The 16,217-nt window shown below is 50.3% G+C and carries 10 protein-coding genes; 8 read left to right on the forward strand and 2 right to left on the reverse strand.

Translation table 11 applies throughout. The annotated features are described in order from the left end of the window. Nucleotide 1: 1 nt before the first annotated feature. The 4 genes from L1D43_RS01275 to L1D43_RS01290 all read left to right on the forward strand — a co-directional run bounded on the left by L1D43_RS01275 (nucleotide 2) and on the right by L1D43_RS01290 (nucleotide 6,856). On the forward strand, nucleotides 2-1,222 hold the full coding sequence (locus tag L1D43_RS01275) for a phosphoenolpyruvate carboxylase (RefSeq protein WP_239849643.1): 1,221 nt from the start codon (nucleotides 2-4) through the stop codon (nucleotides 1,220-1,222). 588 nt (nucleotides 1,223-1,810) lie between these two features. Continuing rightward, nucleotides 1,811-3,079 (forward strand): dicarboxylate/amino acid:cation symporter, encoded by a 1,269-nt coding sequence (locus L1D43_RS01280; RefSeq protein WP_239849644.1) that lies wholly within the window; start codon nucleotides 1,811-1,813, stop codon nucleotides 3,077-3,079. Nucleotides 3,080-3,341: 262 nt separating this feature from the next. Beyond that, nucleotides 3,342-3,902, forward strand: coding sequence for a hypothetical protein (locus L1D43_RS01285; protein WP_041510110.1), 561 nt, complete (start codon nucleotides 3,342-3,344; stop codon nucleotides 3,900-3,902). Beyond that, the gene (locus tag L1D43_RS01290) at nucleotides 3,899-6,856 is read left to right on the forward strand and encodes a prolyl oligopeptidase family serine peptidase (protein ID WP_239849645.1); all 2,958 of its coding nucleotides are present in this window, start codon (nucleotides 3,899-3,901) and stop codon (nucleotides 6,854-6,856) included. Before L1D43_RS01285 ends, L1D43_RS01290 begins: the two co-directional genes overlap by 4 nt. Before the next feature lie 167 nt (nucleotides 6,857-7,023). Here the strand turns inward: L1D43_RS01290 and L1D43_RS01295 are convergent, their stop codons facing one another. Both L1D43_RS01295 and L1D43_RS01300 read right to left on the reverse strand, forming a co-directional pair. Further along, nucleotides 7,024-8,406 carry a sigma 54-interacting transcriptional regulator gene (locus L1D43_RS01295; protein WP_239849646.1) on the reverse strand — a complete coding sequence of 461 codons (1,383 nt, stop codon included), beginning with the start codon at nucleotides 8,404-8,406 and terminating at the stop codon, nucleotides 7,024-7,026. Between the two features lie 9 nt (nucleotides 8,407-8,415). Further along, nucleotides 8,416-10,380: an ATP-binding protein gene (locus L1D43_RS01300; protein WP_239849647.1), complete on the reverse strand. Its 1,965-nt coding sequence runs from the start codon at nucleotides 10,378-10,380 to the stop codon at nucleotides 8,416-8,418. A gap of 653 nt (nucleotides 10,381-11,033) precedes the next feature. On the opposite strand from L1D43_RS01300, the gene L1D43_RS01305 reads away from it, so the two are divergent. The 4 genes from L1D43_RS01305 to L1D43_RS01320 all read left to right on the forward strand — a co-directional run bounded on the left by L1D43_RS01305 (nucleotide 11,034) and on the right by L1D43_RS01320 (nucleotide 16,183). After that, complete coding sequence (locus L1D43_RS01305; protein ID WP_239849648.1) at nucleotides 11,034-12,824, forward strand: flavocytochrome c; 1,791 nt, start codon at nucleotides 11,034-11,036, stop codon at nucleotides 12,822-12,824. 608 nt (nucleotides 12,825-13,432) lie between these two features. Next, nucleotides 13,433-14,314 (forward strand): NAD(P)-dependent oxidoreductase, encoded by an 882-nt coding sequence (locus L1D43_RS01310; protein ID WP_239849649.1) that lies wholly within the window; start codon nucleotides 13,433-13,435, stop codon nucleotides 14,312-14,314. A gap of 430 nt (nucleotides 14,315-14,744) precedes the next feature. Further along, nucleotides 14,745-15,089 (forward strand): hypothetical protein, encoded by a 345-nt coding sequence (locus L1D43_RS01315; RefSeq protein WP_239849650.1) that lies wholly within the window; start codon nucleotides 14,745-14,747, stop codon nucleotides 15,087-15,089. A 65-nt stretch (nucleotides 15,090-15,154) separates the two neighbouring features. Further along, nucleotides 15,155-16,183, forward strand: a complete 1,029-nt coding sequence (locus L1D43_RS01320) for a DUF2157 domain-containing protein (protein ID WP_239849651.1) — start codon at nucleotides 15,155-15,157, stop codon at nucleotides 16,181-16,183. Nucleotides 16,184-16,217: the final 34 nt, after the last annotated feature.

A 16,217-nucleotide genomic window follows, 5' to 3' on the forward strand; every position in this document is an offset into this window, starting at 1 on the left:
TATGAGTAGCAACTTACATCAGGCGGGGGTCACGCTACTCAAGCAGCTGGGGCGCCATGCGGATCTCATCATGGATGTCTATCTGTCTGGCTCTGTGACCGAAGAGGGCGAACGCGCCGGTGCCATCGACAAGCTGCGTAAGGCCGACATCTTGTGGCAACCCGACGGCGAGCAGGGACTGAGGCTGAAACGCTCGGTGCGCGCCCTGCTCGAAGAGGTGCTGAGCGATGAGCGCAATCGACAGATCGATGCCAATGTTGGCTCTTCGCTTGCCACCATCAAGACCCTGGCGGATCACTATAAGGAGGCTCGCCAGGCGGCCGATTACGGCGCCAGCGAGGCCTATCTGGCCGATCTCAGCGAGCAGGTCTACAGCTTTACCGAGGGGCTGAAGTACTCTATTCGTGTGCTCTGGAGCCGGATCAACAACGAATTCGGTTATGTAGGCACCATCAACGCCAAGATACGTGAAAATGAGCTGGCCCAGAGTCAGGTGACCGAGCTGCTCAACGGCCTGGAGATGTTCCAGTTTAGCGAGCTGGGTGAGATTGCCGGCGATATCCGCGAGCTGCGTAAGCTGTTGGTGACCCGCTTACAAGAGACCCTGAGTGACTGTACCCAGGAACTGAGTGTGGTGCAGGGACGCCTGCTGGAGCTACTTGGCCGTTTCCGTCAGATCCAGGGGCGTACTCGCCTGCTCAAGGGCTGGCTGCTCTATACGGATATGCACCCAGACTATGAGGTGGCGGATCATGTGAGTCACAAGCAGCTGCCGACCCTGTTTAATCGCGCCGAGGCGATTCTGGCACCGGCGGCGGTGGATGTGACCAACACAGGTCAGGAAGCCGAACTGCTGGCCATGGTGTCGCAGATCAAGAGCATCAGCCGCGCGGGCCGTGATCTTTCGGTGCGTGACCATGATGTGCCTTTTGCGCTAGTGGAGGCGGAAGACTTCGATATTCCCGATAATCCGCTCAAGCTAGCGGTGGATGAGTATTTCTGCGCCGTGATCGACTCAGGACTCAGACAATCGGCGCTGGACTATCATAGAGCCAACGAGCTGAGCTGGGATACCGAGAGCTGGCTGTATCAGGTGATCTGTGGCTATGAAGGCCTGCCCGAGGAGCACAGGCGCTATTTCGAGCTTGAGCCCATAGGCGAGCGTCATCCTGTCTATAGCGGCAACTTCATCATACGTGACGTGGAGTTATGGTTGGCCTAAGTTTAAGCTTAAGCATTAGCCGTGATCAGGTGTTAACCAATATAGTGACTGCTTATCCGGTTGCTATCTGATGCTAAAAATCACTTAAAACCGTTAAATCAGTAGCTTATCAAAATGCTGGTTTAGCGGTTTTTGTTTATCTGCCTTCTTGGCTATCTGCTGTGTTTTCGCCTATGCCTAGTGGATCTCACTAGCCTCTGCCTGTGAGTAATGACTCTCACTGAATATCGTGGTTATGTCAGAGTTTAATGTTGGTTAATTTGTTCTTGCTGGCGTGTTTCACTGGCTTGAGAGAGGCTTTTGTGAATGCCTTGTTGGTTTGTTGTGCTAACAGGTAAAACTTGTTATTTAGCCTTAAACGGGTGGTGTGTATGTTTGTATTTTTAAATCAATGGCTTGCATTGTAATTCTCTTTGCTTTCACCTTTTGTAGGCTGTTAACCTGCCCAGATTATGATTGAAATTATCACTAGCATGATCCACTATCACTGACCAGTAACGGCAGAGCCACGGCTCTCATCACTATCTCCACGCTAGATGGAGAAGAAAAAAAGCGCACGATAGATGCGCGGCAAAACAAGGCAAGCATATGACTAAATCACTTTCAACGCGCATCTTTATCGGCCTCTTTTCTGGCCTGGTTCTGGGTAGCATCATTCAATATTTCTTGGCCGATGTCGGGTTTTTCTCCGGTACCCTGGTCGAGGTCGCCTCCGGCTTAGGTACCATGTTCGTCAACATGATCATGATGATGGTGGTGCCCCTGGTCTTCGTCAGCATCGTCTGCGGCGTGCTGGAACTCGACGACCTCAAGAGTTTCGGTCGCCTTGGCGGCAAGACCTTCGGTTTCTATATCATCAATACCCTGGTGGCCATCTTCGCCGCCCTGACCGTGGCCCTGCTGCTTAAGCCAGGACTCGGGGTAGACATGACGGGGGGCACGGGCGCAGAGATCACTGCAACCGAGCTGCCTAACCTGATGCAGCTTATCGTCAACATAGTACCGAGCAACCCGGTAGCCGCCTTCACCTCGGGCAACATGCTACAGGTGATCTTCATGGCGCTGCTGGTAGGTGGTGTCATCAAGGCGATGAATGGCGCCGTGCCGCTGTTGCAACAAGGCTTCACGGAAGGCAACAAGCTGATGATGAAACTTATCAGTGTGGTGATGCAGCTGGCGCCGATTGGTGTGTTTGCGCTGATGTTTAAGCTGGGCGCGACCCTGGAGGCTAGCCTATTCCTCAGCGTTGTCGAATACCTGGTGGTGATCCTCAGCCTGCTGCTGCTGTGGATCTTCGTGGTCTACCCTTGGGCGGTGAGCCTGTTTACCCCTGTGTCGGCCAAGACCTTCCGCGCCAAGACCCAGGAGCAGATCCTATTCTCTCTGTCGACCGCCAGCTCGAATGCCACCATTCCTGTCACCATGCGTACCCTGACCGAGAAGCTGGGCGTGAAGCGCGCCGTGGCCGGTTTCGGCGTGCCGCTGGGGGCGACCATGAACATGGGCGGCGTCTCTATCTATATCACCATCGCCATCTTCTTCGTGGCTAACTCCTTCGGTGCTCCTATCGCCATGGATCAGCTGCCCGCCCTGCTGTTCAGCATCTTCCTGCTGTCTGTTGGCGCAGGCGGCGTGCCAGGCGGCGGCATGGTGATGATCGGCGTGCTGATTCACCAGATGGGTCTGCCAGTCGAGGCCTTCGTGATTGTCGCGGCACTGGATAGACTGATCGACATGGTACTGACCTCTTGTAACGTCGTGGGTGACGCCGCCGTGCTCACCATAGTCGACGCCACAGAGAACGCCCATGAAGAGGAGCAGGCTGTCACTGTGCCTCGTACCAGTGAGGTGAGTTAAGGTTAATCTTACGGTTTCATTTTATCGATAATTGGCCCGCCTCTGGCGGGCCTTTTTATTATTTGATTGTGAGGAAAGGGGTGCCAGCAAGCGTCATTCATCAGCGATGTGTATTAGCGCTTGGTTAATTAAGTGTTTGTTAAAAGTGTTGATTTTTTGTTTTATTTGGGTATTTTAGAGCGGTTGATATAGCACTTTATTACTAGAAAATGAGAAACGGTAATTAACCGTCGCTTGTAATAGATAGACGAAAGGGAATTCGATGAAACAATTCATGACCTTATTACTCATCATAGTGGTGAGTACCCTCTCTGGCTGTGCCCAAAGGCTGCAGTCCATTTCAAAAGATGTTGATAAAACCTTAGCTGAAAACAGTGGTTACCTGCTGATCGGTGTTGATACCAATTGGGGATTACACAGTATTCTTATCGGCGGTGATAACAAGCTGATGTTGACCGAGCGCGATCTTAAGTTTGGTAGTAATTATATATTGGTGGATGTGCCAGCCGGTCATTATCGAATCGAAGATGTGAAGTTTGGGCGCTACGTCTATATGGAGCTTGAGGAGGGCTACTGGGATTTTGAAGTCCGGCCGAATCAGGTGAGCTATGTGGGGGACTTGAACATAGAAATTCAGGGATTGTGGGAAATCACGTCGGCAGAGATTATCCTCGAAAATCGTTCAACCAAGGCACTGCGTTTTCTCGAATCCTCTTTTCCTAACATTTTGCAGTCGCGTCAGGTGCGTTATTCAGGCCCTGGAAAAGATAACTTTCTCGAATTTGCAGAAGGCTTAAGCGAGTCGAAGGAGGCTGCACTATGAAGTATTTGATCGCCTTAGCGCTGTTAATCATTAGCCTTTCGATTCATGCGTTGCCTATCCCAGCTTCGACGCTTTATCGCTCTCCCATGATGTCCCACGTGACATTTACGCCTGATGGTAAGCATATCTCTGCGCTTATCGTGGAGGAAGGCAAATCCTATATTTCACTTATCGATACTCGCGATAAGGAGTATCAACATATCGGCTCATTCGATAGCGATGAGCGACTGAGTGAATATAGTTGGATCAATGATGAGGTGCTCTATATCCATTATGTAAAGCGTGGTGAATCTAGGCATGTGCTACTCAAGCTGTCAGAGAAGGAGGGAAAATTTACCTCTGAGTTGGTGCCGCTGCCAAACGATAGCTACCTGGTGGATCCGCTTGTTGATGAGCCCAACCATGTGCTTTTCGCCAAGAATCGCTATGACGGACGACTCAGCTACCAACTCTATAAACTGACCCTGGCACAGTTGCTGGATAAAGATTTCGACAAGGGCAGCCTTGTTGAACAAAAACTTAAAGATGTGGCTTTTTTTGGTTGGGACAATATACGCAAAGCCTTGTTTGCCGTGACCGTTGATATTGAGGCGATGAAGGGGGAAGTGCTTTATCGAGAGTTGACAGATCGACGCTGGAAGCAGCTGTTTGAGATCACTGATAAGAAGGTGCAATTTAGCCCCATTGGCTTCATTGGCGATGATAAGCTGGCGGTCTTGAGCAACGAAAACACAGATAAGATTGCGCTCTATGAGTTTGATATTGCTAGCCAAAAGCTTGGTAAGCTTATCTATGAACATCCTAAGTATGATCTTGTCAGCGGAGAGGTGAATAATGCTGGCAATGGCATAAGTTCGGTGACCTATGTTGAGAATGGCCAGCATGTTATCCAATTTCTCGATAGTGGCACGACAGAAGGCGACTCACTGATTAAGCATCATTTCAAGGGTAAAGAAGGGGTTGTTAGTGCCTACGCACCTGATAACAAGCATCAAGTATTATTTGTCTATGCCTCAAATGATCCCGGTAGCTACTATCTCTATGACCAAGAGGCGGACAAAGTTGAGTTGTTGACTGAGCTGAATCCTGAACTGATGGCCTTTGACTTGTCTGACACTCAGGTCTTTAGCGTAGAGAGTGTGCCCGGTGTTAACGTCGAAGGCTACCTCACCTTGCCTAATTCGCAGAGTCGTAATGGTGTCTTGCTTGTTATGCCCCATGGTGGGCCTATCGGTAGACGCGATTATAACTACTTCAATAATGATACTCAGTATTTTGCAAGCCGTGGTTTTGCTGTCTTAAGGGTAAATTTCCGAGGCTCCGAGGGGTATGGCAAGTCTTTCCTAAATAGCGGTAAGGGCGAGTTTGGTAAGGCGATTGAGCAAGATATCACGGCTGCGGTTAATCATGTCAGGAAACAATATTCCTTCGAGAAGATGTGCGCCATGGGGGCGAGTTATGGTGGCTATTCTGCATTGATGTTAGCGATCAAGCATCCTAAAGATTATCAATGCGCCATTGGTGCCTACGGTGTCTATGACCTCCCGCTTTTGTTTAATGGTAGCAACTACAAGGTGCTAGAGGAATATCGCAAGGCAGTGAGTGAAGTTGTGGGTGAACTGAGTGACGACTTGTTGAAGTATTCCCCCGTCTATCTGGCCGATAAGATAGAAGCACCAGTGCTGCTAATTGCCGGTAAAGAGGATCGTATCGCCGACTTTGAACACTCGCAACGTATGCAATATGTGCTCGAGAAACAAGGTAAGCGGGTCGAGCACCTTTATTATGACAAGACGGCGCACGGTCAGAATACTTGGTATTGGCAGCAACATGAAAATGCTTATGTGGCCGATTATTTGAAACGAACCTTGGCGCTGTCTGAATACCATGAGATGGCGGGCGTAAAACCTGAACTTGCACACCAGCTGGGCTATGACCTGGCTATCATTGCCGATGGCTATAACTTTGATAATAAAGTTGAAAATAGTCCTTCTCAGGCACTTGCCTATTATCATCAAGCCGCGTTAGCCGGCGATGGACGCTCTGCTTATAACTATGGGGTTAAGCTGGTGCAAAAGGGCAAGCAGTTGCTTAAAGAGACTCAAGGGAAGCAGACCACAGAGCTGATGGGGGGCGATGACAGTCAGGAAGGCACTCGTCTGGTGGCGGATGGGATAAGCTGGGTAGAGATAGGTTCCTCCTTAGGTTATGCGTCGGCCAGTAATTGGCTCGGCTTGTTATACGATGATGGCGAAGAGGTGACTCAGGATCTGGCCAAGGCGGTGGAGTTTTATAGCGCTGCGGTGGAGCAGGGTTATGATGCGCGATCTCAACTGAGGATGGGGAAAATATACTGCCTCGCCAAGGATGAGTTGAGAGATGTGAAGCGCTGCACCGAACTGCTTGCGCTCTCTAAGTTGGCGGACTTGCCGAAGCAAGATCAGAAAAATGCCGTGACTGACGATTCGCGTAAGTTGCTGCATTGGATAATAAGCCAGCTTTATACTTACGGACATTTTGATGCCAAAGAGATTCAGCTCATCCAGGATTTGGTTAAACAGGAGTACGGCGTCTCGGATGTGCAAGTGATGTTAGAGGGTGTTGAAGCCGGCGCAATCGAATATAGTCGTTATTACAAGAAGTATAGGATTTACGAGAAGCGTAAGCGTTTTGATGCCTCACCCAGCCTGGTGTTAGGAATGGTCTTCGAAGTTGAGCCGCAAAAAGGTGTGGATCAACAGAGCAAGGTCGCCTTTATCGCCAAGTGGACTAAAGAGGACGATAAGGGACGCAAAGAGATAGTGCAGACGAACTTCTTGTGGGGAAGCCAGGAGGACACATGGAGTACGCGTATCTCGTTTGGCGACGATGAGCTGTTCAAGGGTAAATTGACAGTGGAATTATCTGATCTCAATAATAACTTGCTTGCGACTAAGACATTGGAGCTCCTTTAACTTATTCGCTTGAGAGTAAAAAGGGACGCTACGCGTCCCTTTTTTATTGCTTTAGCTTCTAACCTCTCGATAGGCTACTCGGAGCAGTGCCCCTTGGTCAGTGCCCCTTGGTCAGTGCCCCTTGATCAGTGCCCCTTGGTCAGTGCCCCTTGGTCAGTGTCCCTTGGTCAGTGTCCCTTGGTCAATCGCCGGCTGAGGGCGCTCTGGCTTATTCCCAGCATCTGCGCCGCCGCCGTCTGATTGTTGGCCGTGCGGCTCATGGCCTCGTCGATCAGGGCCTGGTTCATCTCGGCCAGCGTCGGCAGGGACTTTGGAAAGATGATGTGATCTCCAGGCGTAGCCGTGAGTGACTTATGCTCCTTCACCGCCTCCATGAAGGGGGAGATGTTGAGGGTGACGCCGTCGCTGCGACTGACGGCATCGAATACCATACCCTTGAGCTCATTGAGGTTCCCAGGAAAGTCATAGTCCAGTAGTTTGGGCGCCAGATCCCTGGGTTGCTGTGGAGCACTAAGGGACATCTCCTCGGCGGCCTCGGCAATGAAGTGGTTGATCAACATGGCGATATCCAGCGGTCTCTCCGCCAGCCTAGGCAGCTTTATCTTGTGGGCGCGCAGGCGGTAGAGGAGATCGCTACGAAACTCGCCCGCCTTGTTCAGCGCAAGTAGATCATCCTGGGTGGAGACCACAAACTTACACTTGATGGGGAAACGACTGTCGCTGCCCTGGGGGGAGTAGCTTCTGCTCTCGATAAGCTCCAGCAGGATGATCTGGGCGCTCAGGGGGAGGGCGCCTATCTCACTCAGGTAGAGGACGCCACTGCCTGCCTGATGGAGCAAGCCGGTCACCGCATCGAGCTCACCATTAGGCTTATGGCTCAGGCGGCCACAGAGCTTGAGCTCGAAGGTGTCGCTGTTGATGCCCGCCAGGTTGAGGCTGACAAAGGGCTGCTCTGGACTGAACAGCTGGTGACAGGAGCGGGCGAATTCACTCTTGCCCGTGCCGCTCTCGCCGTAAATCAGCAGAGGCTCAGGGCTGAAGGCGACGGCCTCGAGATAGCGAAACTGATCCAGCAGCGCAGGCTCGCAGGTAAGAATATTATTAAAGGCCTTGGGGTTATCTAAGGTGCGGCTGAGAAAGCGCTCCTTGATATGTAGATAGTTGCGCTCTAGCCCCACCACTTCAAGTGCGCGGCGTACCGTATGGGCTAAGTCGCTGACATTGTCTGTCTTGATGAAGTAGTCGTAGGCGCCATGCTTGATGCAGCGCACCGCGGTATCCACCTCGTTGACGCCAGTGACTATGATCACCCGGGTATTGGGATGTTCGGCGCGGATCATCCCAAGCAGCTCTTCGCCCGAATGAAATGGCATGGTGAGATCGAGTAGCACCAGGGCATAGTCGCCTACCTCTAGGCGGTTGAGCACCTGGCGGCTGTCGACACAGGTATCTATCTCTGCCTCGGGGACCAGACGGTTGAGGGTTACCGCCAGCGTGCGTAGCCAGGAGGCCTCGTCGTCGACCAATAGGATATTGCGTGCAAGTTTCATCTGTCGTTGCTACTCCTGAACCAAGGCAAAACTAAGTTGGATACGGGTACCCTTACCGGGTGTCGAGTGGATCTGCATCTGCCCCTGATGCTCCTTGATGATACGGCTGCAGACCGACAGGCCCAGGCCGCTGCCGCCCTCGGTGCGCCGGGTGGTGAAGAAGGGCTCAGTGATGCGCTTAAGGGTATTGCTGTCCATGCCGCAGCCATTGTCGTTGACATTGATGATGGCGCGCCCCTGGCTAATCTGGGTGCTGATCTGAATGCTGCCCTCATGGGGTGGACAGGCATGGCAGGCGTTTTGGATAAGGTTGATTAACACCTGATGCAGCTGCTGGGCATCCCCCATAATTTTCGGGCTGGGCAGGTGCAGCAGTTTAGTGATCTGGCGGGTCTTGGTCTGGTTAGCGGTGAGACGCAGCGCCACCTCGACCACCTCGTTGAGGCACACCGGAGTATGTTCCTGGGTGAGATTAGGCAGGGCGTAGCGCTTGAGATCCTTGACGATACGGCTGATGCGCTTGGCGGCCTCCTCTATGGTGTCGCAGCTCACGCCCATCTCATCTATGGCTTGGCCGGGAGGCAGGCCGGCTACCTGCCAGAAGGGGTTGTGCTGCTGATAGTAGTTGGCTGCGGGCCTTAAGTCTTTCATCGCCGCCGAGAATAGCGAGATGGCGTGCAGGATGAGCCCGGTCGGGTTATTGATCTCGTGGGCGATGCCGGCAGAAAGCTCCCCAAGGGATGCAAGACGACTGGCCTCTTCGTTGGCCTGACGCAATTGATGCTGCTCCGTGCTCTCCTCAAGCAGGATCACCACCTGATCGTTGGCGATGGGGTGGATCTGCAGCTGCCAATATTGCTCCTGATACATCATATCGGCGATCAGTGATTTTTGCTGGGTGAGTACCTGCAGCACGGCGGGCCTGAGGTCGAACGCCTGGTTATCTATGTAATGAAAGGCTTCCGAGATCAGCAGGTGCACATTGTTGTCGTTACTCCACAGGCGCTGTAGCTCGCGGTTGACTATGGTGACCCCGTGAGGAATACCGTCCAGCACAGACTGGAACTGTTTGGAGATGTTGGAGATCTCCGCCTCGACCCGGCGGCGCTGAATGAGCTCGGCGTCCAGCGCCTTCTTGCGCCTGCGCAGGCTGGCACTGATGAAGCCTGTGTAGATCATACCGCTCGCCGAGACGATGGCGACTAAGATCGCCAGAGAAAACATACGTTTCTCTGTCGAGGTCAGGTCGACTTTCTCGCGGCCGGTACCAAACCACTTGTTGACCAGGCGGTCATATTCACCCGACAGCTTGAGCTGGCGCAGGGCGTCGTTGATCTCATGCATCAGCTGCGACTTTTTGCCGTTACAGACGAAGTTGAAGGCACCGTAGATGAGGGCGTCGCTGGAGCTGCGCACCGAAGGGTAGAGTGGCAGCAGGCGGCGGGCCACGAAGCTCTCGGCGATCACCACATCCACCTCGCCCTCAATCAGCTGCTTGAAGCCGGTTTCATACAGGTCGACATCGACGCGGTTAAATTTTTGCGGATAGCCTGAGAGATAGACGTCGACGAAGGCGCCTTTCTTGATGGCAACCCGTTTACCCACCAGATCTGTCCAGCTGTTGATCAGCGCCTTACCTTGCAGGGTATAGGCCTTGGCATGGGTGGCATAGATGGGATCCGACTGGGCTAGCTTGCGATCCAGATTCACCGGGCTGACGACGGCGATCACATCTATGTCGCTGCCGGGATTGTGCACATCTTTTACCAGCTGCTGAAAGCTCTTGCGGCGGATGATGATCCGCCTGTCGATCAGCTGGCCGATCCTGTGCATCAGCTCTATGTTGAAGCCTTGGTCAACACCGTTGTTGCGCCACTCTAGCGGCGCGGTCTTCGAGTGGACGCCAAAGACGATGCTCTCCTGTGTCAGTGCAGGAAAGCTGATAAATAGTAGGCAGATAAGTAAGCGTTTCATGCGGAAATGTTACATTTTTCCGATGCAATAAACTGTGCTGTATTACGCGAATTAGCGATTTCTTATCTAGGGCCTGTTTATCTTTCGCGTTCATTTTTGCAGCACTCTGTATCGATTTTATACAAGGCAGAGCGATTGTAATCTAGTGTGCTATATCAATGAGCGATAACGCAGTAGAAAAATGATACAGACGCTGCCCGCAGGGTTCGTCTTGAGCACGTTCAACTCTTTGTAACTCGGCTTTTATATAGAATAACTATACTCCAAGCCTCTTGCCGCGATTTGAACGTGCTCAATTAGAATAAAATTTGTTCTCAAAAGGTCAACAGGCCCTAGCTAACATTTGGGTGATCCCGATCTCCGTGAGTTATGCATTTTTGCATATACCTCTTTGTGATTATGCATACTTGCATAGGGGATCTCGGGGCATGTGATTGAGGTGTCATTTCTGAGGGTTATTTAGGGTATCCGTTTGCCGCTTTGTCATCCCTGGTTAATCATTTATATCGAGCGATAGTGAAGGCCCTAGGTACTCATCAATACCTGTTAAGGCTTTCTTCTAAAGTTAAGTGTGAATCACTTTAATCTAAATATAATGTAAGTGCTTCTAAATTCAGCGGGTTAAGCCTGTAAGTTTAGAAGGGGGAGCAAAGATGAAAAAGATGAAACTTGCGGTTTGTCTAGCCACATTAATGGGCACAGCCGGATTCATGGGTAACGCCATGGCAGCCGATAACCTGGCTGACTTCCACGCCCAAAATCAAGAATGTGATAGCTGCCACCAACCCGATGGTGAGTTGTCAAACGACAGCCTGACCTATGAGAACGAGCAGTGTGTATCTTGTCATGGTACCTTAGCTGAAGTGGCTGAAACCACTAAGCATGAACACTACAACGCCCACGATTCTCACTTCCCTGGCGATGTATCCTGTACCTCATGTCACAGCGCCCACGAAAAGTCTATGGTCTACTGTGATTCTTGCCATAGCTTCGATTTCAACATGCCATATGCCAAGAAGTGGGAGCGTCACGAGCCTACTATTGCCGAACTGGCGAAAGACAAGGCAGAACGTCAAGCGGCTCTTGCTAGCGCACCTCGCGATACCGTTGACGTAGTGGTTGTGGGTTCAGGCGGCGCAGGTTTCTCTGCCGCAGTATCGGCCCATGATAACGGCGCCAAAGTCATTCTGATTGAGAAAGAGCCTGTTATCGGTGGTAACGCTAAGCTGGCGGCCGGTGGTATGAACGCCGCTTGGACAGATCAGCAAAAAGCGAAAAACATCAAAGACGACCCAGAGATCATGTTTAAAGACACCATGAAAGGTGGCCGTAACATCAACGATCCTGAGCTGGTTAAGATTCTTTCTTCTCATTCTAAAGGTTCAGTTGATTGGATGACCGCTATGGGTGCTGACCTGAACGACGTGGGTCGTATGGGTGGCGCATCGGTTAACCGTTCACACCGTCCAACAGGTGGTGCTGGTGTTGGCGCACACGTGGTACAAGTACTTTACGATAATGCTGTTAAGCGTAACATCGATATCCGTATGAACACTCGCGGCATTGAGATCCTAAAAGATGACAGCGGCAAGGTAAAAGGTATCCTGGTTAAGGGTATGTACAAGGGTTACTACTGGGTGAAAGCAGATGCTGTGATTCTTGCTACCGGTGGTTTCGCTAAGAACAACGAGCGCGTGTCTAAGCTGGATCCTAAGCTAAAAGGCTTCATCTCTACTAACCAACCAGGTGCTGTAGGTGATGGTATCGACGTAGCAGCAAACGCTGGCGCAGCGATGAAAGATCTTGAATATATCCAGGCTCACCCAACCCTATCTGTTAAAGGTGGTGTGATGGTAACTGAAGCGGTACGTGGTAACGGGGCTATCTTAGTTAACCGTGAAGGTAAGCGTTTCGTTAACGAAATTACCACCCGAGACAAAGCTTCTGCGGCTATCCTGAAGCAAACTGGTAAGTCTGCCTATCTGATCTTCGATGATTCAGTTCGTAAGTCTCTGAAGAAGATCGATAAGTATATCGGCCTGGGTGTTGCACCTAGCGCAGATAGCCTAGAGAAACTAGGTAAACTGGAAGGTATCGACGGTAAAGCACTTACCGAAACCGTTGCACGCTACAACAGCTTCGTGACTGCCGGTAAAGATGCTGATTTCGAGCGTCCTAACCTGCCACGTGCACTAAACGAAGGTAACTACTATGCCATCGAAGTAACTCCTGGTGTTCACCACACCATGGGTGGCGTGATGATCGATACCAAGGCTGAGGTAATGGATGCTAAGAAGCAGGTCATTCCAGGTCTATATGGTGCCGGTGAAGTAACTGGTGGCGTTCACGGTGCAAACCGTCTGGGTGGTAACGCTATCTCTGACATCATCACCTTCGGTCGCCTAGCGGGTGAAGAAGCAGCGAAATACTCTAAGAAGAACTAAATCTTCTTAACTAACCTAACTCATAGGTTACTAACATAGTTTAGCAACATCCCAAAGGTGGCTAGGAAGCCACCGCTAAAAAAGCCACGGTCTCCGCCGTGGCTTTTTTGTATAGGGATATGCTTATCCCCGGTGGCCAGGGAAGGCCAAAGAGGGGATTTGTGTCAGGAACACTTATGCCAAAGCCCAGGGATGGAAGGCTTTGGTGTTTGTATAGGGATATGCTTATCCCCGGTGGCCAGGGCCTTGAAATGTTCCCGACATTTCAAGGCATTTCCTCCCTGACCCACAGGGAAGTGGGGAATGTCTAAAATCCTAGGGAAGGATTTAGACCTGGAGGTCAGAAGGCCAAAGAGGGGATTTGTGTCAGGAACACTTATGCCAAAGCCCAGGGATGGAAGGCTTTGGTGTTTGTATAGGGACTTACGTTTATGGGGACGTTATCCCCGGTGGCCCTGCTATCGACGTTCGCAGATGCATTTATACAGGAAGTTTTACCTCTTAGATTAGGCTTTAACTCTGTCATTTAAGGGTTAAGCGTTTGGGATTTCGTACTATTAGGCTTTTCGTTGTTAGAATGGTTTCCTGTATTCAAATAGGCAGCAAAGTTGAAAATTTTAGTTACAGGCACTGCGGGTAGGGTCGGTCGGGCCATCTATATTCACCTAATGAAAGAGCATGAAGTCGTTGGGATCGATAGGACACCATGTTCGACCGCTGATGTTGTCGGAGATATCCGTGACACTGCCTTATTGGCAGAAGCGTTAGAAGGTGTCGAGGTGATCATTCATACCGCGGCGCTGCATGCGCCCCATGTTGGGTTGGTACCAGATGATGAATTTGAAGAGATCAATATCAAAGCGACAGAGCAGTTGGCTCTGATGGGGGTAAAAAAGGGGATCAAACACTTTGTATTCACCAGCACTACTGCCCTTTATGGTTTTGCGTCAACTCCCGAAGGACGTGCCGGATGGGTTGATGAAACTGTGATGCCAAGGCCTAAGACGATCTATCATCATTCAAAGATTAAGGCTGAGCAGTTACTCGAAAATATCTCAAGCTCGTTTGATTTACCTGTCACGGTTCTGCAGATGTCGCGCTGTTTTCCTGAACCGGTGAACTTAATGGCTGTCTATCGTTTGACCCGCGGCATAGATGCTCGAGACGTTGCCCGTGCCCATGCCTGTGCCGTGGAGCGCAGGTTGTCGGGATTCAGGCGTTACATCATTTCCGGTAAGACCCCCTTTAGCAAAGCATGTTGTGAAAGGCTTTATCGAGAGGCCAATGATGTTATTCGAGAGGCGATACCGGGGCTTGCCGAGAGCTTTGCGGTTCGAGGTTGGAGCATGCCACAATCGCTCGATCGTGTGTATGATTCAAGCCTGGCACAGCATGAGCTTGGCTGGCAGCCCAAATATGGTTATGAGAGTGTATTGAGTTTGCTCGATAATGAAAGCGCCGAGGTTCTACCAATGAAAAGTCAAAGTTAGCAAAGAAACAAATTGCCTGTATGATTCGAACCTAGAGTCTTAAGTTTGTCTAAGTAGGATATTTCGCATCTTATAATTAAGCGCAGTTTAGAAAATGGAGTGTTAAGTCGAATGGATTTAAACGCAACTGTTTGGGGGCAAGTGTATTTGGTTCTTGCTCTTATCGTTATTTATCTGACAATTAGGTATGCAAAAGGCATTTCTAACAATCTTTCTTTGGTTGTTTTTTATACGTGCATCCTAAATGTTTTTATGCCGCCGGTTGGCTGGATATATTGTTTCTACTGGTTTAGACGCAGCGCTTTAGGAAAAATCAGCTAATAAAGAGTTTAGGCTGCGAAAGAGGTGAGTGCTGTCTTTCGATAGCTTTTATGCATTGACTGTATCTATTTGGGTATTGAGAAACGATAAGGAAAGGAGACCTTAAATTATGCAAAGCGTTGTTGAAGTGCTAGAGAGCGAAGGGTTTAACGTTCGTCAGAAGGATAGCAAAGCCATTGTGAAGCTCGATGGTCTCGCTAACCCCGTCACTGTCACCAAGGATATTGCGAAGAACGAGTATAAGCTGGGCAGCAACGATTGGGGCAAGTCGTTATCCGCTTCTTTGGTTCTTATGCTCGGCCTTTATGGATATCAACACCAGAGTGGCAGCTTTATTAGTTCCGTTTTTATTGCTGGAGGCCTGTGGCTGTTTGTCGTCGTGCTGCTTACCGAGCTTAAGTTGACAAAATTGCGTGCCCTTGTCGATACGCTCAATCGAGAAAGTCAAAGATAACAAGTGATTATCGCAATACCACTGTAGCCACAGTGTTCGACAAAAATTAATGTCAGGGAGTAAACATGGATGTCAGTAAGAAACAGTTAGATGCTGCGGCGCGGGAAAATATCATTTCAGCTCAGCAAGCTGAAGCCCTCTATCAGTTCTTAGCCGCTCAGCCTGGTGCCAACCCCAAATTTACTTTTACCCATGTGCTCTATTACTTGGGTGGGCTTATCGCCATCGGCGCAATGACACTTTTCATGAACTTAGGTTGGGAGTCCTTCGGCGGCGCAGGTATTTTGTTTATCTCGATGCTGTATGCGGCTGTTGGCTTAACCCTGACCAACAGGTTTTCGGCAAGAGGCCTCATCATCCCAGCTGGCATTTGTGCCACCTTTGTCGTCTGTCTAACCCCGCTAGCGATTTATGGCCTGCAACAATGGTTAGATGTATGGCCAGATGAGAGTAGATACAGGGATTATCACAGAGTCATAAAATGGCATTGGTTATACATGGAACTGGGGACATTAGCCATCGGCGTCATCACCGCGTGGCGATATAAATATCCCTTTTTAATCATGCCTATTGCGGTCACGCTCTGGTATATGACGATGGACATGACGGTAGTGATCTCGGGTGATGATATAACATGGGAGCTTAGAGCCTTAGTCTCAATGTATTTAGGCCTGTTAATGATAGGGCTCGCCTTTTGGGTCGATATTAGGTCTCACCATAAGGCTGACTATGGCTTTTGGATCTACATTTTTGGGGTTATCGCCTTTTGGTGTGGCTTAACTTTCCAGCACTCTGACAGTGAACTATCAAAGTTCATCTATTTCTGCATTAACCTGTTGATGATTGGGGTTGGCGCGCTATTAGTTCGAAGAGTGTTCGTGATATTTGGCGCCCTTGGCAGTTGCGGCTATCTGAGTTACTTGGCTTACGACGTCTTTAAGGATAGCTGGCTGTTCCCGATTGCATTATCGTTAATCGGGCTCGGGGTGGTTTATCTCGGCGTGCTCTGGCAGAAGCATGAAAAAGCCATTACCGAAAAATCGAGAGCATTACTGCCGGCGCCACTTAGGGAACTGCTGGAATCAAAGTCGTGAATTGGCTTTTAACATGCTTCCCGTGAGGCAATAA

The sequence above is a fragment of the Shewanella sp. Isolate8 genome (assembly GCF_022398495.1).
GTDB classification, from domain to species: Bacteria; Pseudomonadota; Gammaproteobacteria; order Enterobacterales; family Shewanellaceae; genus Shewanella; species Shewanella aquimarina.

Bases quoted from the DNA above. Each gene is read 5' to 3' on its own strand.
- L1D43_RS01285 (WP_041510110.1), top strand. From the start codon at position 3,342: ATGAAACAATTCATGACCTTATTACTCATCATAGTGGTGAGTACCCTC.
- L1D43_RS01305 (WP_239849648.1), top strand. From the start codon at position 11,034: ATGAAAAAGATGAAACTTGCGGTTTGTCTAGCCACATTAATGGGCACA.
- L1D43_RS01295 (WP_239849646.1), bottom strand. From the start codon at position 8,406: ATGAAACTTGCACGCAATATCCTATTGGTCGACGACGAGGCCTCCTGG.
- L1D43_RS01320 (WP_239849651.1), top strand. From the start codon at position 15,155: ATGGATGTCAGTAAGAAACAGTTAGATGCTGCGGCGCGGGAAAATATC.
- L1D43_RS01315 (WP_239849650.1), top strand. From the start codon at position 14,745: ATGCAAAGCGTTGTTGAAGTGCTAGAGAGCGAAGGGTTTAACGTTCGT.
- L1D43_RS01280 (WP_239849644.1), top strand. From the start codon at position 1,811: ATGACTAAATCACTTTCAACGCGCATCTTTATCGGCCTCTTTTCTGGC.
- L1D43_RS01275 (WP_239849643.1), top strand. From the start codon at position 2: ATGAGTAGCAACTTACATCAGGCGGGGGTCACGCTACTCAAGCAGCTG.
- L1D43_RS01300 (WP_239849647.1), bottom strand. From the start codon at position 10,380: ATGAAACGCTTACTTATCTGCCTACTATTTATCAGCTTTCCTGCACTG.
- L1D43_RS01290 (WP_239849645.1), top strand. From the start codon at position 3,899: ATGAAGTATTTGATCGCCTTAGCGCTGTTAATCATTAGCCTTTCGATT.